The 19,704-nt window shown below is 72.4% G+C and carries 21 protein-coding genes and 2 tRNA genes; 13 read left to right on the top strand and 10 right to left on the bottom strand.

Features of this window, described 5'->3' with window-relative positions:
* Positions 1 to 7 precede the first annotated feature (7 nt).
* Entirely contained in the window at positions 8 to 478 is a 471-nt protein-coding gene (locus KU893_RS20900) for a metallopeptidase family protein (RefSeq protein ID WP_257441570.1), read from the bottom strand.
* A 50-nt stretch (positions 479 to 528) separates the two neighbouring features.
* On the opposite strand from KU893_RS20900, the gene KU893_RS20895 reads away from it, so the two are divergent.
* From KU893_RS20895 to KU893_RS20880, 4 genes are read left to right on the top strand one after another with little or no spacing between them, the layout of a single operon-like run.
* Positions 529 to 912, top strand: a complete 384-nt coding sequence (locus KU893_RS20895) for a DUF3499 domain-containing protein (RefSeq protein WP_204838877.1) — start codon at positions 529 to 531, stop codon at positions 910 to 912.
* Positions 913 to 946: 34 nt separating this feature from the next.
* Positions 947 to 2,332, top strand: a complete 1,386-nt coding sequence (locus KU893_RS20890; RefSeq protein WP_218236395.1) for a phosphomannomutase/phosphoglucomutase — start codon at positions 947 to 949, stop codon at positions 2,330 to 2,332.
* Positions 2,329 to 2,523 carry a Trm112 family protein gene (locus KU893_RS20885; RefSeq protein ID WP_257441569.1) on the top strand — a complete coding sequence of 65 codons (195 nt, stop codon included), beginning with the start codon at positions 2,329 to 2,331 and terminating at the stop codon, positions 2,521 to 2,523. The genes KU893_RS20890 and KU893_RS20885 overlap by 4 nt, the downstream gene beginning before the upstream one ends.
* Before the next feature lie 23 nt (positions 2,524 to 2,546).
* Positions 2,547 to 3,572 carry an SIS domain-containing protein gene (locus KU893_RS20880; protein WP_218236393.1) on the top strand — a complete coding sequence of 342 codons (1,026 nt, stop codon included), beginning with the start codon at positions 2,547 to 2,549 and terminating at the stop codon, positions 3,570 to 3,572.
* A 78-nt stretch (positions 3,573 to 3,650) separates the two neighbouring features.
* Here the strand turns inward: KU893_RS20880 and KU893_RS20875 are convergent, their stop codons facing one another.
* Both KU893_RS20875 and ldt-CoaP read right to left on the bottom strand, forming a co-directional pair.
* The gene (locus tag KU893_RS20875) at positions 3,651 to 4,601 is read right to left on the bottom strand and encodes a hypothetical protein (protein WP_218236391.1); all 951 of its coding nucleotides are present in this window, start codon (positions 4,599 to 4,601) and stop codon (positions 3,651 to 3,653) included.
* A 54-nt stretch (positions 4,602 to 4,655) separates the two neighbouring features.
* Positions 4,656 to 5,450, bottom strand: coding sequence for a L,D-transpeptidase (gene ldt-CoaP / locus KU893_RS20870; RefSeq protein ID WP_218236389.1), 795 nt, complete (start codon positions 5,448 to 5,450; stop codon positions 4,656 to 4,658).
* A gap of 170 nt (positions 5,451 to 5,620) precedes the next feature.
* Here ldt-CoaP and dnaG point away from each other — a divergent pair, with 170 nt between their 5' ends.
* The 3 genes from dnaG to KU893_RS20855 all read left to right on the top strand — a co-directional run bounded on the left by dnaG (position 5,621) and on the right by KU893_RS20855 (position 8,165).
* Entirely contained in the window at positions 5,621 to 7,513 is a 1,893-nt protein-coding gene (gene dnaG, locus KU893_RS20865) for a DNA primase (RefSeq protein WP_218236387.1), read from the top strand.
* Complete coding sequence (locus KU893_RS20860) at positions 7,510 to 8,004, top strand: hypothetical protein (protein WP_218236384.1); 495 nt, start codon at positions 7,510 to 7,512, stop codon at positions 8,002 to 8,004. The genes dnaG and KU893_RS20860 overlap by 4 nt, the downstream gene beginning before the upstream one ends.
* 88 nt (positions 8,005 to 8,092) lie before the next feature.
* Positions 8,093 to 8,165 (top strand) — tRNA-Asn (locus tag KU893_RS20855).
* A 225-nt stretch (positions 8,166 to 8,390) separates the two neighbouring features.
* Here KU893_RS20855 and KU893_RS20850 read toward each other — a convergent pair.
* Positions 8,391 to 8,954 carry a DUF6036 family nucleotidyltransferase gene (locus KU893_RS20850; protein ID WP_218236383.1) on the bottom strand — a complete coding sequence of 188 codons (564 nt, stop codon included), beginning with the start codon at positions 8,952 to 8,954 and terminating at the stop codon, positions 8,391 to 8,393.
* Positions 8,954 to 9,472 (bottom strand): helix-turn-helix transcriptional regulator, encoded by a 519-nt coding sequence (locus KU893_RS20845; RefSeq protein ID WP_257441568.1) that lies wholly within the window; start codon positions 9,470 to 9,472, stop codon positions 8,954 to 8,956. Before KU893_RS20845 ends, KU893_RS20850 begins: the two co-directional genes overlap by 1 nt.
* Before the next feature lie 178 nt (positions 9,473 to 9,650).
* Between KU893_RS20845 and KU893_RS20840 the strand changes: the two genes are divergently transcribed.
* Positions 9,651 to 10,079: a hypothetical protein gene (locus tag KU893_RS20840; RefSeq protein WP_218236381.1), complete on the top strand. Its 429-nt coding sequence runs from the start codon at positions 9,651 to 9,653 to the stop codon at positions 10,077 to 10,079.
* An 89-nt stretch (positions 10,080 to 10,168) separates the two neighbouring features.
* On the opposite strand, the gene KU893_RS20835 is transcribed toward KU893_RS20840, so the two are convergent.
* Positions 10,169 to 10,609, bottom strand: a complete 441-nt coding sequence (locus KU893_RS20835; RefSeq protein ID WP_218236379.1) for a hypothetical protein — start codon at positions 10,607 to 10,609, stop codon at positions 10,169 to 10,171.
* A gap of 115 nt (positions 10,610 to 10,724) precedes the next feature.
* On the opposite strand from KU893_RS20835, the gene KU893_RS20830 reads away from it, so the two are divergent.
* The 4 genes from KU893_RS20830 (at position 10,725) to KU893_RS20815 (ending at position 14,005) form a co-directional block, all read left to right on the top strand.
* Positions 10,725 to 11,441, top strand: coding sequence for a response regulator transcription factor (locus tag KU893_RS20830; RefSeq protein ID WP_218236377.1), 717 nt, complete (start codon positions 10,725 to 10,727; stop codon positions 11,439 to 11,441).
* Positions 11,441 to 12,850, top strand: a complete 1,410-nt coding sequence (locus KU893_RS20825; RefSeq protein WP_218236375.1) for a sensor histidine kinase — start codon at positions 11,441 to 11,443, stop codon at positions 12,848 to 12,850. Before KU893_RS20830 ends, KU893_RS20825 begins: the two co-directional genes overlap by 1 nt.
* Positions 12,851 to 12,925: 75 nt before the next feature.
* A complete protein-coding gene (locus tag KU893_RS20820; protein ID WP_218236372.1) occupies positions 12,926 to 13,924 on the top strand; it encodes a phosphotransferase in 999 nt (332 codons plus the stop codon).
* Positions 13,925 to 13,931: 7 nt separating this feature from the next.
* Positions 13,932 to 14,005, top strand: a tRNA-Ile gene (locus KU893_RS20815).
* Between the two features lie 7 nt (positions 14,006 to 14,012).
* On the opposite strand, the gene KU893_RS20810 is transcribed toward KU893_RS20815, so the two are convergent.
* The 4 genes from KU893_RS20810 to KU893_RS20795 are packed head-to-tail and all read right to left on the bottom strand — an operon-like array spanning position 14,013 to position 17,758.
* Entirely contained in the window at positions 14,013 to 14,765 is a 753-nt protein-coding gene (locus KU893_RS20810) for a PIG-L deacetylase family protein (protein ID WP_218236370.1), read from the bottom strand.
* A gap of 12 nt (positions 14,766 to 14,777) precedes the next feature.
* Entirely contained in the window at positions 14,778 to 15,506 is a 729-nt protein-coding gene (locus KU893_RS20805; protein WP_218236368.1) for a DUF72 domain-containing protein, read from the bottom strand.
* Between the two features lie 16 nt (positions 15,507 to 15,522).
* Complete coding sequence (locus tag KU893_RS20800; protein WP_218236366.1) at positions 15,523 to 16,440, bottom strand: protein kinase family protein; 918 nt, start codon at positions 16,438 to 16,440, stop codon at positions 15,523 to 15,525.
* Between the two features lies 1 nt (position 16,441).
* A complete protein-coding gene (locus KU893_RS20795) occupies positions 16,442 to 17,758 on the bottom strand; it encodes a serine/threonine-protein kinase (RefSeq protein WP_218236364.1) in 1,317 nt (438 codons plus the stop codon).
* Positions 17,759 to 17,872: 114 nt separating this feature from the next.
* Here KU893_RS20795 and tyrS point away from each other — a divergent pair, with 114 nt between their 5' ends.
* Positions 17,873 to 19,144 carry a tyrosine--tRNA ligase gene (tyrS, locus tag KU893_RS20790; RefSeq protein ID WP_218236362.1) on the top strand — a complete coding sequence of 424 codons (1,272 nt, stop codon included), beginning with the start codon at positions 17,873 to 17,875 and terminating at the stop codon, positions 19,142 to 19,144.
* Positions 19,145 to 19,704: the final 560 nt, after the last annotated feature.

Raw genomic sequence — 19,704 nt, 5'->3', positions numbered from 1 at the left:
CGGCCGGTCAGTCGTCGTCGAGGTCGGAGGGGTAGCGCGGGTCGACGTCGTGCGGCTCGATCCCGAGCAGCTCGGCGACCTGCTCGACCACGATCGTCAGCACGATCGCCTCGAGGTCGGCGCGGTCGGCCGCCCGGTGCTCCAGCGGTCGGCGGAAGACGACCAGCCGGGTCGGCGTCGTCCCCGAGCCCCGCACCAGCGACGACAGCGGCACGCGACCGGAGTCCCAGTCGTCGGGCAGCTGCGGGGCGTCCTCGACGGCGTACTCCACCAGGCCGAGGTGGTCGGACCACCGCGCGTCGATGTCGGTCACCACGTCGAGCATGATCTTGTCGAACACCTCGCGCCGGCTGCGCGGCAGCGGCGGCCGGTGTCCCGACGCCGCCAACGGCTGCACCGCGGGACCGCGCATGCCGCGTCCGCGCCGGTCGCGGCGCCGGCGGGGGACCAGCTCGGGCTGCGGCATCGGGGACTCCACACCAGCGAGCCTATCCACGTGCCGACCACCGGAGCGGTAGCGTCTGCGCCGTGAGTGTGACGGCCAACGCGGGACCCCAGAGCCTGCGTACCTGTTCGCGCACGGCCTGCGGCCGGCGCGCCGTGGCCACGCTCACCTACGTGTACGCCGACTCGACCGCCGTGCTCGGTCCGCTGGCCACCTACGCCGAGCCGCACGCCTACGACCTGTGCGACGTGCACAGCGAGCGGCTCTCCGCCCCCCGCGGCTGGGAGGTGGTCCGGCTCTCGCTCGGCACCCAGCAGCCCGGTCCCAGCAACGACGACCTGCTCGCCCTCGCCGACGCCGTGCGCGAGGCGGCCCGCCCGGTGCGCCGCGAGCCCGTCGAGCCCCCGCGCGAGCCGGGGCGCGAGGTGGCCCGCAAGGGGCACCTGCGGATGCTCACCACCGACTGAGTGCGCGGTGCTGTTCATGCCCTAGGGTCTGGGCATGGCCACGACCAGTCCTGACAACCTCGCCAAGGTCTTCAAGGCCTACGACGTGCGCGGCATCGTCGGCGAACAGCTCGACGAGGAGCTGGCCCGCGCCACCGGTGCGGCCTACGTCGAGGTGCTCGGCGTCGACGCGCTGGTGATCGGCTACGACATGCGGCCCAGCTCGCCGTCCCTCGCGGGCGCGTTCGCCGACGGCGCGACCTCGGCGGGTGCCGACGTGACCATGATCGGCCTGGCCTCGACCGACCAGCTCTACTTCGCGTCGGGCCACCTGAACCTGCCGGGCGCGATGTTCACCGCGAGCCACAACCCGGCCGAGTACAACGGCATCAAGATGTGCCGCGCGCTCGCCCAGCCGGTGGGCGTCGAGAGCGGCCTGGCCGAGATCCGCGACCGGGTCGCGGCCGGGGGCTCGACCGGCTCGACCAGCGGGGGCCCGCGTCGGACCGGCTCGATCGGCGCCCACGACGTGCTCCAGGCGTACGCCGCCCACCTGCTCGCGCTCGCCCCCGTGACGGGCCGCAGGATCAAGGTGGTCGTCGATGCCGGCAACGGCATGGCCGGGCACACCGCGCCGGCCGTCTTCGGCCGCCTCGCCGACCAGGTCGAGATGGTGCCGCTCTACTTCGAGCTCGACGGCACCTTCCCCAACCACGAGGCGAACCCGATCGAGCCCGACAACCTGGTCGACCTGCAGAAGGCGGTCATCTCGGAGCGGGCCGACATCGGCCTGGCCTTCGACGGCGACGCCGACCGCTGCTTCCTCGTCGACGAGCGCGGAGAGCTGGTCTCGCCGTCCACGTTGACCGCGCTGATCGCGGCGCGCGAGCTGGCCAAGGAGCCCGGCGCCACGGTGATCCACAACCTGATCACCTCGCGGGCGGTGCCCGAGATCGTCACCGAGCTCGGCGGCACCCCGGTCCGCACCCGCGTCGGCCACTCCTACATCAAGGCCACCATGGCCGAGACCGACGCGATCTTCGGTGGCGAGCACAGTGGCCACTTCTACTTCCGCGACTTCTGGCGGGCCGACTCCGGCATGCTCGCCGCCTTGCACGCGATGGCGGCGTTGGCCGAGTCGGACCGCCCGCTCTCCCAGTTGCTGGCCGACTACGCCCGCTACCCGCTGAGCGGCGAGATCAACAGCACCGTCGCCGACCAGGGCGCGGTGCTCGCCACCCTCGAGGCGACGTACGCCGGACAGGACGGCGTCACCGTCGACAAGCTCGACGGGCTGAGCGTCGACCACGCCGACTGGGCGTTCAACGTGCGCGCCTCGAACACCGAGCCGCTGCTGCGGCTCAACGTCGAAGGAAAGGACGAGTCCACCATGGCCCGAGTCCGTGACGAGGTCCTCGCGACCATCCGGAGCAGCAAGTGAGCGCCGCCGAGCAGGGCGGGATCTCCCCGGAGCTGCTGGCGATCATCGTCTGTCCGTCCTGCAAGGGCGAGCTCGCGCTCACTCCCGCGGGTGAGGCGGTCGAGCTGGTGTGCCAGGGCTGCGGCCTCGCCTACCCGGTGCGCGACGGGATCCCGGTCCTGCTGGTCGACGAGGCACGCAAGCCGGCCTGAGGGCTGGACGAAGGGGCGGTCCGATGATCTGGTTCGACGAGTCCCGGCTGGACGACGAGGCGGCGCTCGCCGCCGCCGACCTCCGGTTGCGCACGCTGGCGGAGGCCGGCTCCCGGGTACGCCGGGAGGTCGACGGCTGCGCCGACGCGATCGCGGAGGCGGTCGCCCGCTCCATCGAGACCCGGCCCCGGGCGGTGATCGCCGCCGGACCGGACTCCCGCCTGCTGCGGGCGGTCCTCGAGCCGTTCTGCCCGGTCCCGTTCGTGGCCTGGCCGTCCCCGGCCCTGCCCGGCTGGGCCGGCAGCCTCGACCTGGTCGTCGTGCTCGCCCCCGAGGGTGGGGACGCCGGCACGGCGCTCGCCGTCGCCGAGGCGGTGCGCCGCGGCTGCCAGCTGGTCGTCGCCGCCCCGCCGGGCTCGATGGTCGCCGAGCACGCGACCGGCCGCTGGACAACACTGCTGCCCACGAGCACCGGTGACCAGCTCGCCACCGCCGTCGCGATGCTCTCCTTCCTCGACCAGGTCCACCTCGGCCCGAGCGCGGAGCCCGAGGCCGTCTCGGAGGCCCTCGATGCGGTCGCCATCGCCTGCTCGCCGCACCGCGACATCTCGATCAACCCCGCGAAGATGCTGGCCATCTCGCTCGCCGACGCCACCCCGCTGGTCTGGGGCGGCTCGGTCCTCGCGGCCCGGGCCGCGCGCCGGATCGCGGAGTCGATCCGGCGTACCTCCGGCCGCACGGCGCTCGCCGGCGACGCGGAGCACCTCCTGCCCGTCGTGGAGGCGGCCCGGCCGCGCAACGTGTTCGCCGACCCGGTCGCCGACGGCACCGGCGACCGCCGTCCGGTCCTGGTCGTGCTCGACGACGGCGCCGACGACCCGGTCGTCCGCGACCAGCGCCGACGACTCGAGGACGCGGCCCGCGCCCAGGACGTCCGGGTCGAGCACGTCGCCTCCGAGGCGGCCGGCGAGGTCGCCCGCTACGCCTCGCTGCTGCTCAGCGGCACGTATGCCGCCGAGTACCTCCGCCTCGGCCTGGTCGCGGACTGACCGGACCCGCGGACCCCACGTTGCAGATCGGCCCGCCGCGCTGGTGCGCGACGGGCCGATCTGCTTGCTCGGGCCGGGTCAGCCGGTGACCGGGACGTGCTCCTTGACCGGCTTCGGGGCGGGGGCGTCACCCGGGGTGAGCGACCGGCCGGTGGTGACGTTGCCGCAGGTGGCCGAGGCGACGGTCAGCTTGATCTGGTCGAGCACGTTCAAGTAGAGCGCGTCGACGGTGAAGGTCCCGTCGGCGTTCGCCGTCTGCCGGTTCACGACCAGCTCGATGATCGGTGGGACGCCGGCCATGCTGGGGATCTTGATGGCCTGGTTGGCCAGCTTGGTGTCGACGTCGACCGGCAGGCCCAGGGCCCGGAGGTCGGCGATCGTGGTCGTGCCCGCGTCGCCGGTGCACTTCGCCTCGACGGCGCCGGCGCCGACGAGCTTCAACTTGCCGGCGAGGACGTCGCACAGGCCGCCGAGCTCGCCGTTGGTGAGCTTGCTGATGTCGAGGGCGCCGAGGGCGCCGAGGTTCAGCGGCGTGTCCTTGGTGCTGGTGGCGACCTGGTCCAGAACTCCCTGCAGCTGGGTCAGCAGCGGGCCGAGCACCTGGGTGTTGACCGGGTCGAGGACCGGTCCGAGCTGGCCGACGAGCTGGGTGCAGGCCGTGTTGAGCTGGCCGGTCAGCGTGCCCTGGGGGTCGATCGTCTTCAACAGGTCCTGGCCGACCGCGAGGTCGGCGACGCTGGCGCTGGCAGCGCCGTTCTGCGCCGAGGCGTTCACGATGCCGCCGCTGGCCACAGGGTTGGTGGGGAGTGCGATGAGGGAGTCGCTCTTCAGCGAGCCGTCGGTCGAGGTGACGGCCGGGGTGCGCGGGATGACGCCGTTGCCCGCGATCGAGAGCTCCAGACCGAAGGCGGACGACGGATTGCCTGCCGCGGTCGCGGAGCCGCCCGTGAGCAGGGCCGCGGACGTCGCCGCTCCCGCCACGAGGAGGAGCGCGCCCGCCACGGGAGCCAGGTGCCGCTTGTTCTTCATCGGTGTTCCCTTCATCTTCATCACTTGTCCCCGAGGTGGAGCAGGTCGTGGGGGTCAGGCCTCGTCGACCATGACCGGTGTGCCGATCGGCACGGTGCGGAGCAGGTCGAGGGCGTCATCGGGCACCCGGACGCAGCCGTGGCTGACCGCCTTGCCGAAGACCGACGGGTCGGTCCAGCCGTGCAGGGCGACCGTGCCCGGGCCGCCGCCGTAGGAGTCGAGGGTCTCGCTGTGGCTGCCGAGCGGCAGGATGACCGGCGAGAACGGCTGCTGGTCGTCGATGATCTGGCCGAGCACGAAGGTCCGGCCGAGCGGCGTCGGCGTACCGCTGGCACCGATCGCGACGGTCCAGGCCCCGACCAGCGCGTCGTCCTCGAACAGCTCGAGCGAGCGCTCGCCGAGGTGCACCTTCACGAGGAAGCGGCTGCGGGCCTCGGCCAGCTCGGAGCCCCGGACCCACCCCGTCGAGCCGTTCGGCTTCGACGGGAGCAACACCTGCACCCAGTCGCGGTTGCGGGTGATCACCGGCAGCCACACATCGCCGAACTCGGTCGGCCGCACCTTGCCGAACGGCGTGCCGTCGGGCTCGTCGTACAGCGCGGCCACCCGCTTCGGGTGCACGACCGTGCCCTTCGGCACCTTGGTGGGCCGGGGGTCCTGCGGAGCCTCCTCGATCGTGGTCCGCGTGGAGCTCACGGGCAGCGTCGAGAGGTCGAACGACGAGGCCGGCGTCGTGTCCGGACCCTCGTCGTCCCCGCTGTCCTTGAGGACCATCACCAGGGTCGAGAGCGCGAAGAGCAGCACGACGAGGGCCACTGGCCAGCTGGTGCGGCGGCGCGCCTGCTCCATGGCCGGTCCCTCCCCGAATGCTCATCCCCATGACCTTCATGTGGTCCTCCCCGCCGGACAACGAGCGAAGGCGACGAAGGTCACGCTCACGGGCGACCACGGGCGGTGGTCGTCCACAGCGAGCGTCCACTGCTGCGGCCCGCCCGCGGGGGGCTCAGTAGGATCGCGGCATGGCCGGCCGGATACGTGACGAGGACATCGCCGCGGTCCGCGAGCGGGTCAAGATCGACGAGGTCGTGTCGTCGTACGTCACCCTCCGCAACGCCGGCGGCGGCTCGATGAAGGGCCTGTGTCCCTTCCACGACGAGAAGTCACCGTCGTTCCACGTGACCCCGAGCCGGGGGTTCTTCCACTGCTTCGGCTGCCAGGAGGGCGGCGACGTCTTCACCTTCTTGATGAAGATCGACGGGCTCAGCTTCGGCGAGGCCGTCGAGCGGATGGCCGACAAGTACGGCGTCCAGCTGCGCCGCGACGACACCGGCCAGGACGACCGGCCGCGCGGCCCGCAGCGCCGCCGCCTGGTCGAGGCGCACGCGGTGGCCCAGGAGTTCTACGCCGAGCAGCTCGGCACACCCGACGCCCTGGCCGCCCGGCAGTTCCTGGCCGAGCGCGGCTTCGACCAGCAGGCCGCCCTGAAGTTCGGGGTCGGGTTCGCGCCGCGCGACGGGGAGGCGCTGTGGCGCCACCTGAGCGGGCGGAAGTTCACCTCCGAGGAGCTGATCGCCGCGGGGCTGGTGGCGATGGGCCGCTCCCACTACGACAAGTTCCGCGGCCGCCTGCTCTGGCCGATCCGTGAGACCAACGGCGAGACCATCGGGTTCGGGGCGCGCCGGCTCTTCGACGACGACCGGATCGAGGCCAAGTACCTCAACACCTCCGAGACGGCGATCTACAAGAAGAGCCACGTGCTCTACGGCATCGACCTGGCGCGCAAGCCGATCGCGCTCAGGTCGCAGGCCGTCATCGTCGAGGGCTACACCGACGTGATGGCCTGCCACCTCGCCGGCGTGGAGACCGCGGTCGCCACCTGCGGCACCGCCTTCGGCGACGACCACGCCCGGGTGCTGCGCCGCTTCCTCGACGACCACGCCGCGCTGCGCAGCGAGGTGGTCTTCACCTTCGATGGCGACGAGGCCGGCCAGAAGGCCGCCCTGCGCACCTTCGAGGGCGACCAGCGCTTCGTCGCCCAGACCTACGTCGCGGTCGCGCCCGAGGGCATGGACCCCTGCGACCTGCGGATCCAGCGCGGCGACGACGCCGTCCGCGAGCTGATCGCCAGCCGCCGGCCCCTCTACCGCTTCGTCCTCGAGAACGTCGTCGGTCGCTACGACCTCGACCGCGCCGACAGCCGGGTCGACGCACTGCGGGCCGGTGCCCAGCTGGTCGCCAGCGTCCGCGACAAGTCGAAGGTCGACGCCTTCGCCCGCGAGCTGGCCGGCATGGTCGGCGTCGACCCCGACCAGGCCCGGGCCGAGGTACGACGCGCCGCCGCCAAGGGCCCCGCCCCGGCCGGACGCCCCGACCGGGGGCGGCCGCCGCAGCGGGAGGCCGCTGCGGAGCCGGCCCCGCGCTCCGCCGTACCGGACCTCCGGGACCCGCGCTTCGGCATCGAGCGCGAGACCCTCAAGCTGGTGCTCCAGTCGCCGATGGCGATCGGGCGCACCACCGCCGACATCGGCAGCAACGACTTCACCCACCCGACGTACCGGGCCGTGTGGGACCTGGTCGCGGCCGCCGGCGGCACGGTCGCCGGTCAGGACGACCCGGGCTGGGTGTCGCGCCTGCGCGACGCGGCCACGGACCCGGCGGTGTCGTCGCTCATCAGCGCGCTCGCCGTCGAGCCGATCCCGGTCAACCGCGACGTCGACGCCGGGTACGTCGCGCACCACGTGTACCGCCTGCAGGAGCTGACCGTGCTGCGCCGCATCGAGGAGGTCCGCTCCCGGCTGCAGCGCACCAACCCGCTCGACCACGCCGCCGACTACAACAAGATGTTCGGCGAGCTCGCGGCACTCGAGCAGCACCGGCGCACCCTGCGCGAGAAGATCGTCGGCGCCCCATGAGGTCGTTCCTGTCCCGCCGTCCGCCCTTCCCGGTCGGGCCGGGGGAGCGGCTGCTCGCCAGCGCCACGGCGCGCCGCGGCGGCGAGGGTCCGCAGGTCGTCGGCGGCACCCGCGACGCCCTCTACCTCCCTGCCCGGGTTCCGTGGGAGCGGGTCGCCAGCGCCGACTGGGACGTCGAGGAGTCGACCCTGCGCGTGGTCGAGGTGGCCGACTTCGGTGCGCCCAGCCCGCTCCACCTGCTGCGCCTCGACGACGCCGAGCGACTGCTCCAGCTGGTCCGCGAGCGGGTCACGGCCAGCATCGCCGTGCAACGCCACGTCCGGGTCGCCGGGCGCCGCGAGGTCCGGATCCTGGCCCGTCGGGCCCCGGGCAGCCACGGCGAGCTCGCCTGGTTCGTCGAGTACGACGAGGGCCTGGACCCCGCCGACCCCCGCGTCGACGCCGTCGTCCAGGACGCCCTCGCGGCCGCGAGGGCCGACGTCGGCGTCTGACGCCGTTGCGGGGACACCAGGATTTCGGACGACGGCCGTGTCCTTGCTAGTGTTTCCCCGCTTCCACCCGGCGGGTGGAGAGCAGCTTTCCCCCGTAGCTCAACTGGCAGAGCATGCGACTGTTAATCGCAGGGTTATTGGTTCGAGTCCAATCGGGGGAGCCGGAAGAGGGCCTCTGGCCTGCGGAAACGCGGATCAGAGGCTCTCTGCATTTCGAGCCGGGTGACCGCGCGGATTGTTCACTTCGAGTCTGCCGTCCGCGTGCGCGAAGGCCCCTGACCTGCGGAAACGTGTTCTGTGCGACCAACTGCGGTGCGCCCAATGACTTGGGCGCAGGCGCTGCGGTGCCTAGAAACAGGCCAGAAACTCCGAAGGACATCCGTTGATCAGCGCCGAGATGCAATCCAGGTGAGTGCACGCTGTGTCGCTGCGATGTGGGTGGGCGGCACGGTCGGGAGCCGGTTCGCGATGATCGTCGGGTCTGCGAGCCCTGCGTCGAGCAGCGCACTGACGAAGTTGAGGTCCTTCTCGCGGAAGGCGCAGAGCTTCGCGACGCAGAGGTCTTCCTTGGCGAGGCACCATCCAGTGAATCTCGGCGTGCCGGACGGTGCGGCGGTGTTCGCGTTCTGCACCTTGACCAAGCGCTCGCGCCAACCGTCGGGAAGGACGGCCGTGGTGAGGTCGACGCCATCGATGCAGAAGCCGTGGAGCTCCTCGAATGGTGAGAACTCGCCTGCGACGCCCTCGATGAGGTCAGCCAGCCGCGCCGTCTCGTCGTTGTCGTCGGCGATGGGCAGGACGTCAACCTCTATCGACATCGTCGCCGCCGGCGGCAGCTGTGACTCGTCGTAGGTGCCGAGGATGGCCTGCGATCCGACGATGATGATCTCGGGCTGCTCGATGATCTGACAGGCCGTTCGGATGGCGTGTTCGAGCTGGTCGCGGCGCATCAGCTGACCTGCTCGAGGACCTGGCGGCGCTGCTCCTGGGTGAGCAGACCTGACATAGGGGACACCTCGCGCATCTCGATGGAGTCGCGGTCGAGCCCAGTCAGCAACCGGTGTAGCCCAAGGAGATCGCCTCGCTCGACGAGTTCCCGCCAGCGCTCCAGGTTGCGTTCATGCGGTTGGCCGGTCACCCGCTCGCTGAGCCGGTCAAGGTTGAGGTCGAGGGTCGGGCGCCACTCGTCGAGGGTCTCGCGAGTCAGCATGATCGAGAGCTGCCGGTGCAGCCTCCAGGAACGGCGCTCTGAGCGGTTCAGCTCGGGAACCACAGGGCGTCGCACGACCTCGAGCCGGAATCCCATGCAGCACAGAAGTCGGTCGAGCTGGTCGTCGCTCATCTCGACCTTCTCTGACAGGAAGCCACTGATGCTCGGCTGACGCACGCCGCTGAGCCGGGACAGGCTGGACTGGGTGGTGCCCGTCTCGAGCATCACCGTTCGCAGAACCTCGCTCCGGCTGGCCACATTGCAACTATAGCAGTATCTGCTATGACTACGCCGCGCGCCGTGGCGCTTGGACCCCACCTCCGCAGCGCGCAACTGCGACTGTGACCGCAGGGCCGAAGAGATTTGAATCAACGACCCCGGTCTGGTTCGTCAAGGTCGCTCTAGGTCGTCCTCTCCTACCGGACGTGAGGTCGAGATGAGCCTGCGCACCCACCACGGACGGCGGCTGGGCGACCAGCCTCTGGTCCCCGACGAGCCGAGGCCCCGGAGCGGTGTCCGCACGGTCCGCGACGGCGTCGGAGCCGCCGTCGGCGTCGCGCTCGGCATCGCCCCCCACGTGCTGCACCACATCGGCCTCCTGGCCGGCGCGGCGCTGATCACGGGAACATCGGGCAACCTGTTGTTCTACGCCGTCGGTCTGCTGCTCTCGATGCCGATGCTGCTGCGCCTGCACCGGCGGTTCGGCACTCCCTGGGCGCCGGCGATCGCCGTCGCCGTGTTCACCGCCCTGTTCGCCGTGTCGGCCTTCGTGATCGGCCCCGCGATCTCCGGGGTGGACGACGCCCCACCGTCGCCGGTCCCGAGCGACCAGAGCCCGCCCGGGGACCACTCGAGCCACCACTGACGGCCCCTCGGCAGGGCACTGCGGACCACCGGCTCACGCTGTCAAGCGCATGCGGAGCGGAATCGCGGGGCTCCCGGTTCGGTTGGGGCTCAGCTCCCCGAGGTGCCGCCGGAGGCGCCGTCCTGCGGGGCCTCCGGCTGTTGCTGGGGACCGCTCCCGGGCGGCATCTGCCCCCAGCCGGGCGGCGGCCCGTCCTGTCCGTCGCGGCCCTCCCAGCGGGGGAAGCCGCCGCCCGGACCGCCGGGGCCCATCCGCTGGTGGCGGAAGTCGGGGCTGTCGTCGTGGCTCGCGACCAGCGCGGTGCCCACCCCCGCGCCGGCACCCAGGACCAGGCCGGCCAGGCCGACCGCGACCATCGAGCGCAGGGTGAAGGCGCGGTCGCGCCACCGGGTCTTCAGCACCGGCGCCGCGGCCGGGGGCACGGGCGGTGCGGGTGGCGCCGGTGGCGCGGTCGGCGTCTCGGCCGCCGGCTGGGCGCCGGGGTCGGCGGAGCTGGGGGTGTCGGGGGTCGGGTCGTCGGGCTGGCTCATGGCTCCACGCTCGTCCCGCAGCCTGTGCTGAGCCTGTGTGCAGCCCGTGAAGAGCCGCAGGATCCGCACAACGGATCCACAGGATCCGCACAGGTTGCTGGCACAGTCTGGTGCCATGACCGAGACCGCGACCCGCCCCGACGGCACCCCGCTGCGTGCCCTCGTCGTCGACGACGAGGTCAACATCGCCGAGCTGGTCGCGATGGCGCTGCGCTACGAGGGTTGGGCCGTCGAGACCGCCCATACCGGTGGCGAGGCGGTCAGCGCGGTCCGCAGCCACGGGCCGGACGTCGTGGTCCTCGACATGATGCTGCCCGACTACGATGGCATGGAGGTGCTGCGCCGGATCCGGGCCGACGCCCCGTCCGTACCGGTCCTCTTCCTGACCGCCCGCGACGCCGTGGAGGACCGCGTCGCCGGCCTCACCGCCGGCGGCGACGACTACGTGACCAAGCCGTTCTCCCTCGAGGAGCTGGTCGCCCGCCTCCGGGCGCTGGTACGACGAGCGGGCACCGCCGTCGAGCAGAGCCGCTCCACGCTGGTCGTCGGTGACCTGGTCCTCGACGAGGACAGCCGCGAGGTCACCCGGGGCGGCGAGGAGATCGCGCTGACCGCGACCGAGTTCGAGCTGCTGCGCTACCTGATGCGCAACCCGCGCCGGGTGCTCAGCAAGGCGCAGATCCTCGACCGGGTCTGGAACTACGACTTCGGCGGCCAGGCCAATGTCGTCGAGCTCTACATCTCCTACCTGCGCAAGAAGATCGACGCCGGCCGTGACCCGATGATCCACACCATGCGGGGCGCGGGCTACGTGCTGAAGCCGGCCGGGTGATGGACCGGCTGGTGGGTCGCCTGTGGCCGCACTCGCTCGCCGCGCGGCTCGTCGTCACCGCGGTCACGCTGGTCGCGGTGGTCTCGCTCCTGGTCGGGACGGTCACCACCCTCGGCATGCACGCCTGGCTGACCAACCGGCTCGACCGCGACGTCGCCTCCCTGACCCGCGGGCCCGCCGGGGCGCCGCCCCCGGACGCCTTCGGTGGCGAGGGCACCCTGCGGGCGGCGTTCGCCGGTGACGCGCAGCAGGGATACGTCGTGACCTACTCCGACGACGGGCCCCAGCCACGGGGCCTCGGACCCGCCGTGCTCCGCCGTCTTGTCGACGTCGGCCGCGACCCCGCCACCGTCGATCTCCCGGGCCTGGGCAGCTACCGGGTCCTGCGCAGCCACGAGGAGCGCGACGGCGTCACGACGGTGGTCGGGCTGCCCACCGAGGACGTCGACGAGGCCACCGCGTCCCTCGTCCGCCTCGAGGTGGTGCTGGCCCTGCTCGGCATCGTCGCCGCGGCGCTGGCCGGCACCGCCGTCGTACGACGCCAGCTGCGTCCCCTCACCGAGGTCGCCGCCACGGCGCACGCAGTCGCCGCGCTGCCGCTGGCCGAAGGAGACATCGGCCTCACCGAGCGGGTCCCGGCGCGGTTGACCGACCCGCGCACCGAGGCGGGGCAGGTCGGCCTGGCCCTCAACCAGCTCCTCGAGCACGTCGAGTCCTCGCTGTCCGCGCGCCACCGCAGCGAGCAGCAGGTCCGCCAGTTCGTCGCCGACGCGTCGCACGAGCTGCGCACCCCGTTGACCACGATCGCCGGCTACACCGAGCTCGCCCGGCGGCAGGGCGATCCCGACACGGCGGCCCTGGCGCTGGCCAAGGTCGAGGAGGAGGCGGCCCGGATGACGGCCCTGGTCGAGGACCTTCTCCTGCTCGCCCGGATCGACGCCGGGCGCCCGCTCGCGGCCGAGCCCGTCGACCTGACCCGGCTGCTGCTCGAGGCTGTCGACGACGCCCGGGTGGTCGCCCCCGACCACCGCTGGCGGATCGTGCTGCCCGCGGACGGCGAGCCCGTCGAGACGATCGGCGACGAGCACCGCCTGCACCAGGTGGTCACCAACCTGCTGGCCAACGCCCGCAAGTACACGCCTGCGGGGACGACCGTCACCGTGACCGTCCGGGCCGACGGCTTCGACGTCCACGACGACGGTCCCGGCTTCCCACCCGACCTGTTCGACACCGCCTTCGAGCGGTTCACCCGCGGTGACGCCTCGCGGCACCGCTCCGACGGGATCGGCCTCGGCCTGGCCCTCGTGCAGGCCATCGTCAGCGCCCACGGCGGATCCGTCACCCTGCACAGCGTGCCCGGCGACACCCGGATCACCGTGCACCTCGCACCCCAGATCGCCCACGCCTAGGTTCGGCCGGGTATGCCGACGGGACCCGGAGGAAACCGGTAGCGCGACCGGCCCCCGCGGGGCGACGCTGCAGGGGTGAGCACGAGCACCTGGACGAGCGCGGTGTGGGCGACGGAGGAGTTCCGCGCCGATCTGGGTGCGTTCGTGACCGCAGCGGCGGGGGTCCCCGAGCGGCTCGAGGTGGTCGCCCACCGACCCTGGTCGGCAGTGTGGCGGGTCACGGCGGCCGGCCGGTCGTCGTACGCCAAGCAGAACTGTCCGGGCCAGGCCCACGAGGCGCGGCTGATGGCCCGGCTGGCGCAGGTCGCCCCGGACCGCGTCGTCCCGGTCCTCGCCGCCGACGGCGACCGCGACCTGCTGCTCACCGCCGACCTCGGCCCCACCCTCCGCGAGCGTGGGCGGACCGATCTGGCCACGTGGACCCGGATCGCCGTCGACGCGGCGGACCTCCAGCGCCGCCTCGTGCCCGAGGCCCGCGCCCTCCACCTCACCGTGCTCGCTCCCGTCGACGCCACGACGTACGTCGCCAACGCGGTCGGCCGCCTCGCCGCCCTCGCCCCCGACGACCCTCGTCGCCTGGCGCCCGAGGTCGCCGTCCTGCTCGAGGCCCTCCTCCCGGCCGTCGAGCGGTGGGCGGACCAGGTCGAGGACCTCGGCCTGCCGCTGACACTGCTCCACAACGACCTGCACGCCGAGAACCTCGTGCTCGCCCCCGACGGCGGGCTCCGCTCCTTCGACTACGGCGACGCCGTCGTGGGCGACCCGCTCGCCAGCCTGTACGTCCCCCTCGCCATGGCCCGCCGCAGCCTCGACCTCCCCGCCGACGACCCGCTCCTGTGGCGGATCGCCGACGCCGCCCTCGAGACGTGGTCCGACCTCGCCCCGCTCGCCGACCTGCGCGCCGCCCTCCCCGCCGCGCTCCAGCTCGGCCGCCTGGCGCGCGTCGAGTCCTGGCGCCGCTGCGTCGCCACGATGACCCACGACGAACGGGTCGAGTTCGGCTCCGCGCCCGCCGTACGCCTCGCCTCGCTGCTCGACCCACCGCCGTTGGGCGGGCGCGCCGCACTAGGGTGAGCCGCGCGGGCCGGTAGCTCAGTCGGTCAGAGCAGAGGACTCATAATCCTTGGGTCGTGGGTTCGAGCCCCACCCGGCCTACTCCGCGCTACTCGCCCCAACCCATGGGGAACACCTCGAACGGCGCGGCGAGCGCCACGCCCAGCCGCGACCCGGCGGCCCGGGCCATCCCCTCGAGGAACTCCCGCGGGTCCCAGTCCTCCCAGCCCAGCCCGTCGATGTAGGCCGCGTGCGCCTCGAGCGACTCGACGCCGGCGTCGAAGGTGGCGGTCGTGTCGACGGCGTGTGTCGCCTCGGGGGAGCCGAAGGCCCAGACCTCGCGCACGCCGCCCCAGGGCTCGAGCCCGTCGGAGCCGCCGAGCTGGTCGGCGAAGACCCACCGGTTCCCGGCGTCCCGTACGGCGTCCACGACCGCCCGGCCGACCGCGATGTGGTCGGCCTGGTTGAGGTTGCGCCCGCCCCAGGTGTCGCGGAAGTTGCCGGTGATCACGATGTCGGGGCGGTGCCGGCGGACCTCGGCGGCGATCACGCTGCGCAGCGCGACGCCGTACTCGAGGACGCCGTCGGGCTGGCGCAGGAAGTCGACGACGTCGACCCCGACGACCTCGGCGGAGCGGACCTGCTCAGCCTCGCGCACCGCGCGGCACGCGTCCGGGTCGAGCCCGTCGATGCCGGCTTCGCCGCTGGTCACCATGCAGTAGACGACGCTCTTGCCCTGGCCGGTCCAGCGCGCGACCGCGGCCGCTGCTCCGAACTCCATGTCGTCGGGGTGCGCGACGACGCACAGCGCCCGCTCCCAGGTCTCGTCGAGGGGCTCCAGCGGGGCGGGGTTCTCAGCCATGCGTCGAGCATGTCACCCGTCGAGCCGCTGGCGCAGCGCCACGGCGTCGTGGGGTGCGCGGCCCCGGGCGTCGTTGTCGAAGTAGACGAAGACGTCCGCCTGCTCCGACCACCGTCGGCACTTGCTCGCCCACCGGTCGAGCGAGCGCGGCGCGTACCCGCTGGCGTACAGCTCGGTGTGCCCGTGCAGCCGCACGTGCACGACGTCGCTGGTGACCACCTCGGCCATCGGCCAGCGGCCGGGGGAGTCGGAGACGACGCAGCCGATCCCGTGCTCACGCATCTGCTCGAACGCCTCGTCCACGCAGAAGCTGCGGTGGCGGAACTCGACGACGTGCCGCACTCCCCGGGGGAGGAGCCGGTAGAACGAGCCCATCAGCGCGGCGTCGTACGACAGGGAGGCCGGCAGCTGCCACAGCACGGGGCCGAGCTTCGCCCCCAGCTCGAGGACGCCGGAGCCGAAGAACCTGGCTAGTCCGTCCTCGACGTCGCGCAGTCGCTTGAGGTGGGTGATGAATCGGCTGCCCTTGACGGCCAGCACGAAGTCGTCGGGGGTCTCGTCGCGCCACCTGCGGTACGTCGAGGGCCGCTGCAGGGAGTAGAACGAGCCGTTCACCTCGACGGTCGAGAGCCGCTCGGCCAGGTAGGCGAGCTCACGCCGCTGCACCAGCCCCTTCGGGTAGAAGTCGCCGCGCCACGACGCGTAGGACCACCCCGACGTGCCGACCCGGATGGCGCCCATGCGGCAGCAGTACCCGCTACCGCGCGACTGCGTCGGCGATGAGCAGCCGGCTGCCGTCCTGCACGAGGAAGAGGGTGATGTCCTCGGTGCGGGAGCCGCCGCCGGGCAGCCGGTAGCGGTAGGTGTAGCGGACCTGCATCGCCGTCGGGTCGCCGCTGACCGACAGGATCCGGGGGTCGCGGATCGACGCCCAGACCTGGCGGTACCGCGGGCTGCGCTGCTGGTAGGCCCGGGTCAGCCAGGTGATCCCCAGCGCCGGGTCGCCGCTGGCGGTGGCGACGTAGTCGCGGGCGAAGTCCTCCAGTTCGGCTGCCGTCGGCGGTGTCGGCCCGGCCGAGGGAACGGCGGCGGTCGGCACGTCCTCCCCGCGACTCGTCGCCTCCGACGCCTTGGTCCGCGGCGGCGGGTCCTCCTCGCCGCCGCCCGTGAACAGCAGCGCCGCTCCCACGATCCCGAGCACCGCGACCACCGCCGCGCCTGCCGCCACGAGTCCCGCGATGGGGAACCGGCGGCCCCCGGACGCCGGCGCCACCCGGGCCCGCAGGTAGTCGGCGACCTCGGCCGCCGAGGGTCGGTCGCGGGCGTCGGGGCGCAGCCCGAGCTCGATGAGGGGCGCGAGCCAGCCGGTCGTCCGCGGGACGACCGGCGTGCCGCCCGGTGCGGGCGGCTCGCCCGTGGTGGCGTGCAGCAGCACCGCCGCGAGCGACCAGACGTCGTCGGGCGCACCGGGCGCGGTGAAGGCGGGGTCCGGTGCGACCCGGGCGCGGTCGAGCAGGAGCGCCCGCCCGTGGGCGTCCACCTCGATCGCGGCCGGCGAGATGGCGCCGTGCCCGCCGGCGGGGGCGTGGACCGCGGCCACGGACTCGGCCACCGGCAGGAGCAGCCGGGCCGCGTCGTCCGCTGACAGCACGCCGTACCCGGTCACGACAGGCACGCTACCCAGCCGAGGCGTTGTCGATCAGCAGGTTGCCGCCCTGGTCGACGAGGAAGAGGGTTACCCATTCCCGGCGACGTCCCTGTCCCTGGAGGACGTAGGAGTAGCGGTAGGTCACGCTCATCCGGGCGGGATCGGCCGACAGGTCCACGATCTCGGGGTTCTTCACCTTCCCCCAGAACGACGCGTAGTCCGGGCTCTTCGCCTGGTACGCCGGCGTCAGCATCGCGAGCCCGCGGTCCGGGTCGCTGCTCGCCGTCGCGACATACGTGCGTGCGAACTCCTCCAGCTCGGCGGCCGTCGGCGTGGCGGGCGACGTGGTGGGTCCGGTCGCCCCGGTCGGCCCACCCGACGAGCTCGGTGTGTCTCGGGTCGTGGGTGTGCGGTCGCCGTCGGGCCGGAGCGCCAGGACGGCCACGACCAGCAGCGCGAGCACCAGCGCCGCAACGGCCGCCGCGGCGACGCGGCTCGTCCGCCGGATGGCCGGAACGGCCGGCAGCGCCATCGTGTGCTCCGCAGCGTGGGCGGTCCGGGCCAGCTGGTCGCGCACCTCGGCCATCGTGGGCCGGGCCTGCGGGTCCTTGGCCATCGTCGTTGCGAGCAGCGGTGCGAGCCACCCCGCGCCCGCCACGACGGGCGGGTCCTCGTGCGCGATCCGGTAGACCACCGCCAGAGGAGCGTTGTCCAGGTCGTCACGGTGGTACGGCGGCCGCCCGGTCAGCAGGTGCACGAGCGTGGCGCCCAGCGACCACACGTCGCTCGCCGGCGTCGCCTGCCCGCCGACCGCGACCTCCGGAGCCAGGTAGGCAGGGGACCCGGTCACGAGGCCGGTGCGGGTCAGCGTCGCGTCGCCGGAGCCCCGGGCGATGCCGAAGTCGGTCAGCTTCGCGCCCTCGGGTCCCGCGAGGATGTTCGAGGGCTTGACGTCGCGGTGCACGATGCCGAGCCCGTGTGCGTGCGCGAGCGCGTCGGCCACCGGCGCCAGCAGCCGCGCGGCGTCGTCGGGCGAGAGCGGTGCGTCCCGCACGACGGCCGACAGCGCCTGGCCGTCGACCTTCTCCATCACCAGCCAGGTGTCGCCGTCGTCGGTCACGAGGTCGTAGACGGCCACCACGTTCGGGTGGCCGAGCTGCGCGGCGAGCCGGGCCTCGCGCTCGGCCCGCGCCGCGTCGATGCCCGGACCGGACGCCCTCCCGAGCCGCTTGAGCGCGACGGTGCGGCCGAGCACCTCGTCGTACGCCGCCCACACGGCGCCGTGCGCACCGCGGCCGATCTCGTGCTGGAGGGTGTAGCGCCCCGCTACCCGTTGGTTGGTCATCGCCCTCGCAACGTACCCGCGTCCGCCGAGGCGAACCCAGTGGGCCGACCGCTCACCCATGGGGCACCCTTGGTCCGGGGACCATCCCCGCTCACGACGAGAGAGAGGACCGACGTGTCCGTCGACACCACGCTTCTGGACGACCTCGAGTGGCGCGGCCTGCTGGCCGAGTCCACCGATCGCGACGCGCTGCGCACAGCGCTGAGCGAGGGGAGCGTCCGGTTCTATGTGGGCTTCGACCCGACCGCGCCGAGCCTCCACATGGGCAACCTGGTCCAGATCGTCACCGCGATGCGCCTCCAGCGTGCCGGCCACACGCCGTTCGCGCTCGTCGGTGGTGCGACCGGCATGATCGGCGACCCGCGGGACTCGGGGGAGCGCACGCTCAACTCCCTGGACACCGTCCAGGAGTGGACCGCGCGCGTGCGCAGCCAGATCGAGCCGTTCCTCTCCTTCGAGGGTGAGAACGCGGCGACCATGGTCAACAACCACGACTGGACCGAGGGCCTGTCGGTCATCGACTTCCTGCGCGACATCGGCAAGCACTTCCCGGTCAACCGGATGCTCGCCCGCGAGACCGTGCGGCGTCGGCTCGAGTCCGGCATCAGCTACACCGAGTTCTCCTACGTTCTGCTGCAGTCGATGGACTTCTTGACCCTCCACCGGGAGCGTGGCGTCACCCTCCAGTTCGGTGGCTCCGACCAGTGGGGCAACCTCACCGGCGGGGTGGAGCTGATCCGCCGAGCCGAGGGGGCCACCGCGCATGCCTTCGCGACACCGCTCATCACCAAGGCCGACGGCACCAAGTACGGCAAGACCGAGGGCGGCGCGCTCTGGCTGGACGCGGAGATGATGCCGCCGTACGCCTTCCACCAGTTCTGGCTCAACGTCGAGGACGAGAAGGTCGGTGAGCTGCTGCGCGTCTTCACCTTCCTCCCGCGCGAGGAGATCGAGGCGCTCGAGGCACGCCACGCGGAGAAGCCGTTCCTGCGTGAGGCCCAGAAGGTGCTGGCCGACGAGGTCACCACCTTGGTCCACGGGGAGACGGAGACCGCGAATGCGAAGGCGGCGGCCGAGGCGCTCTTCGGCGGCGGCGACGTCACCCTCCTCTCCGGTACGACGCTCGAAGCCGCGCTCGGTGAGGCCGGCACCGTCGACGTCGACGGCAGCGCCGGGATCCCCGACGTCGTCGAGCTGCTGACCCTGACCGGGCTGGCGAAGTCCAAGGGCGAGGCGCGGCGCACCATCGCGGAGGGCGGGGCCTACCTCAACAACGTGCGGGTCGACGACCCGGAGCAGGTGCCCGTGGCCGCTGACCTGATCGCCTCCTCGTGGCTGGTGCTGCGGCGCGGCAAGAAGCGGTTCGCCGGCGTGCGGGTGCGCTGAGCCGGCCCACATCCCCCCTCGTGGGCGGTCCCTCCGGGGGCCGCCCACGAGCTGTTTTCAGGGCCCGGGGAGCCCCTCCCGGCACCCTGTGGCCCGGGTCACGTCGTTTCGATTTGTGCTTCTGCGGGGGAGTGCGTAATGTTCTCATTGTCGCCGGGTGCGGCGGGAAGCAAGACGGCGGTCAGCCGGAGGGCTTCCGGCCCCGCGACCACCAAGTCTCGAACCCCAGGTTCGGACGCCGGTCAGAAAAGCAAGTCCACACGGATTTGGCACAGACCGGAGTCAGACCCTAAGGTTTCGGACTGCATCAGCTCGAAGAAGAACTGCGGCCCACGGTCGCAGGAAACTTCGAAGCGTGTGATGTTTGAGAACTCAACAGTGTGTCATGCATAGATTGTTGTGACGTTTGTGTGCATCGATCATGTGGGCCGTCCTTTGATGGTCTGATGGTTGGATGTGTGTTTTCGGCAATGATGATTCTGATGACAAGTTTGTCAGCAGGTCGTGTTGCTGGGTTTGAATTTTCTTATGGAGAGTTTGATCCTGGCTCAGGACGAACG

It is taken from the genome of Nocardioides daeguensis, assembly GCF_019192965.1.
Lineage (GTDB): Bacteria > Actinomycetota > Actinomycetes > Propionibacteriales > Nocardioidaceae > Nocardioides > Nocardioides daeguensis.
The sequence above is the reverse complement of the archived record's forward strand: the minus strand, read 5'-3'. Positions and strand labels throughout refer to the sequence as shown.

What these genes read in the sequence shown, in the direction of transcription:
- KU893_RS20810 (WP_218236370.1), bottom strand. Translation starts at nt 14,765, where the DNA reads ATGGCTGAGAACCCCGCCCCGCTGGAGCCCCTCGACGAGACCTGGGAG.
- KU893_RS20850 (WP_218236383.1), bottom strand. Translation starts at nt 8,954, where the DNA reads ATGCGCCGCGACCAGCTCGAACACGCCATCCGAACGGCCTGTCAGATC.
- ldt-CoaP (WP_218236389.1), bottom strand. Translation starts at nt 5,450, where the DNA reads ATGGAGCAGGCGCGCCGCCGCACCAGCTGGCCAGTGGCCCTCGTCGTG.
- KU893_RS20875 (WP_218236391.1), bottom strand. Translation starts at nt 4,601, where the DNA reads ATGAAGAACAAGCGGCACCTGGCTCCCGTGGCGGGCGCGCTCCTCCTC.
- KU893_RS20795 (WP_218236364.1), bottom strand. Translation starts at nt 17,758, where the DNA reads ATGACCAACCAACGGGTAGCGGGGCGCTACACCCTCCAGCACGAGATC.
- KU893_RS20880 (WP_218236393.1), top strand. Translation starts at nt 2,547, where the DNA reads ATGATCTGGTTCGACGAGTCCCGGCTGGACGACGAGGCGGCGCTCGCC.
- KU893_RS20835 (WP_218236379.1), bottom strand. Translation starts at nt 10,609, where the DNA reads ATGAGCCAGCCCGACGACCCGACCCCCGACACCCCCAGCTCCGCCGAC.
- KU893_RS20825 (WP_218236375.1), top strand. Translation starts at nt 11,441, where the DNA reads ATGGACCGGCTGGTGGGTCGCCTGTGGCCGCACTCGCTCGCCGCGCGG.
- KU893_RS20860 (WP_218236384.1), top strand. Translation starts at nt 7,510, where the DNA reads ATGAGGTCGTTCCTGTCCCGCCGTCCGCCCTTCCCGGTCGGGCCGGGG.
- KU893_RS20840 (WP_218236381.1), top strand. Translation starts at nt 9,651, where the DNA reads ATGAGCCTGCGCACCCACCACGGACGGCGGCTGGGCGACCAGCCTCTG.
- KU893_RS20890 (WP_218236395.1), top strand. Translation starts at nt 947, where the DNA reads ATGGCCACGACCAGTCCTGACAACCTCGCCAAGGTCTTCAAGGCCTAC.
- KU893_RS20830 (WP_218236377.1), top strand. Translation starts at nt 10,725, where the DNA reads ATGACCGAGACCGCGACCCGCCCCGACGGCACCCCGCTGCGTGCCCTC.
- KU893_RS20805 (WP_218236368.1), bottom strand. Translation starts at nt 15,506, where the DNA reads ATGGGCGCCATCCGGGTCGGCACGTCGGGGTGGTCCTACGCGTCGTGG.
- dnaG (WP_218236387.1), top strand. Translation starts at nt 5,621, where the DNA reads ATGGCCGGCCGGATACGTGACGAGGACATCGCCGCGGTCCGCGAGCGG.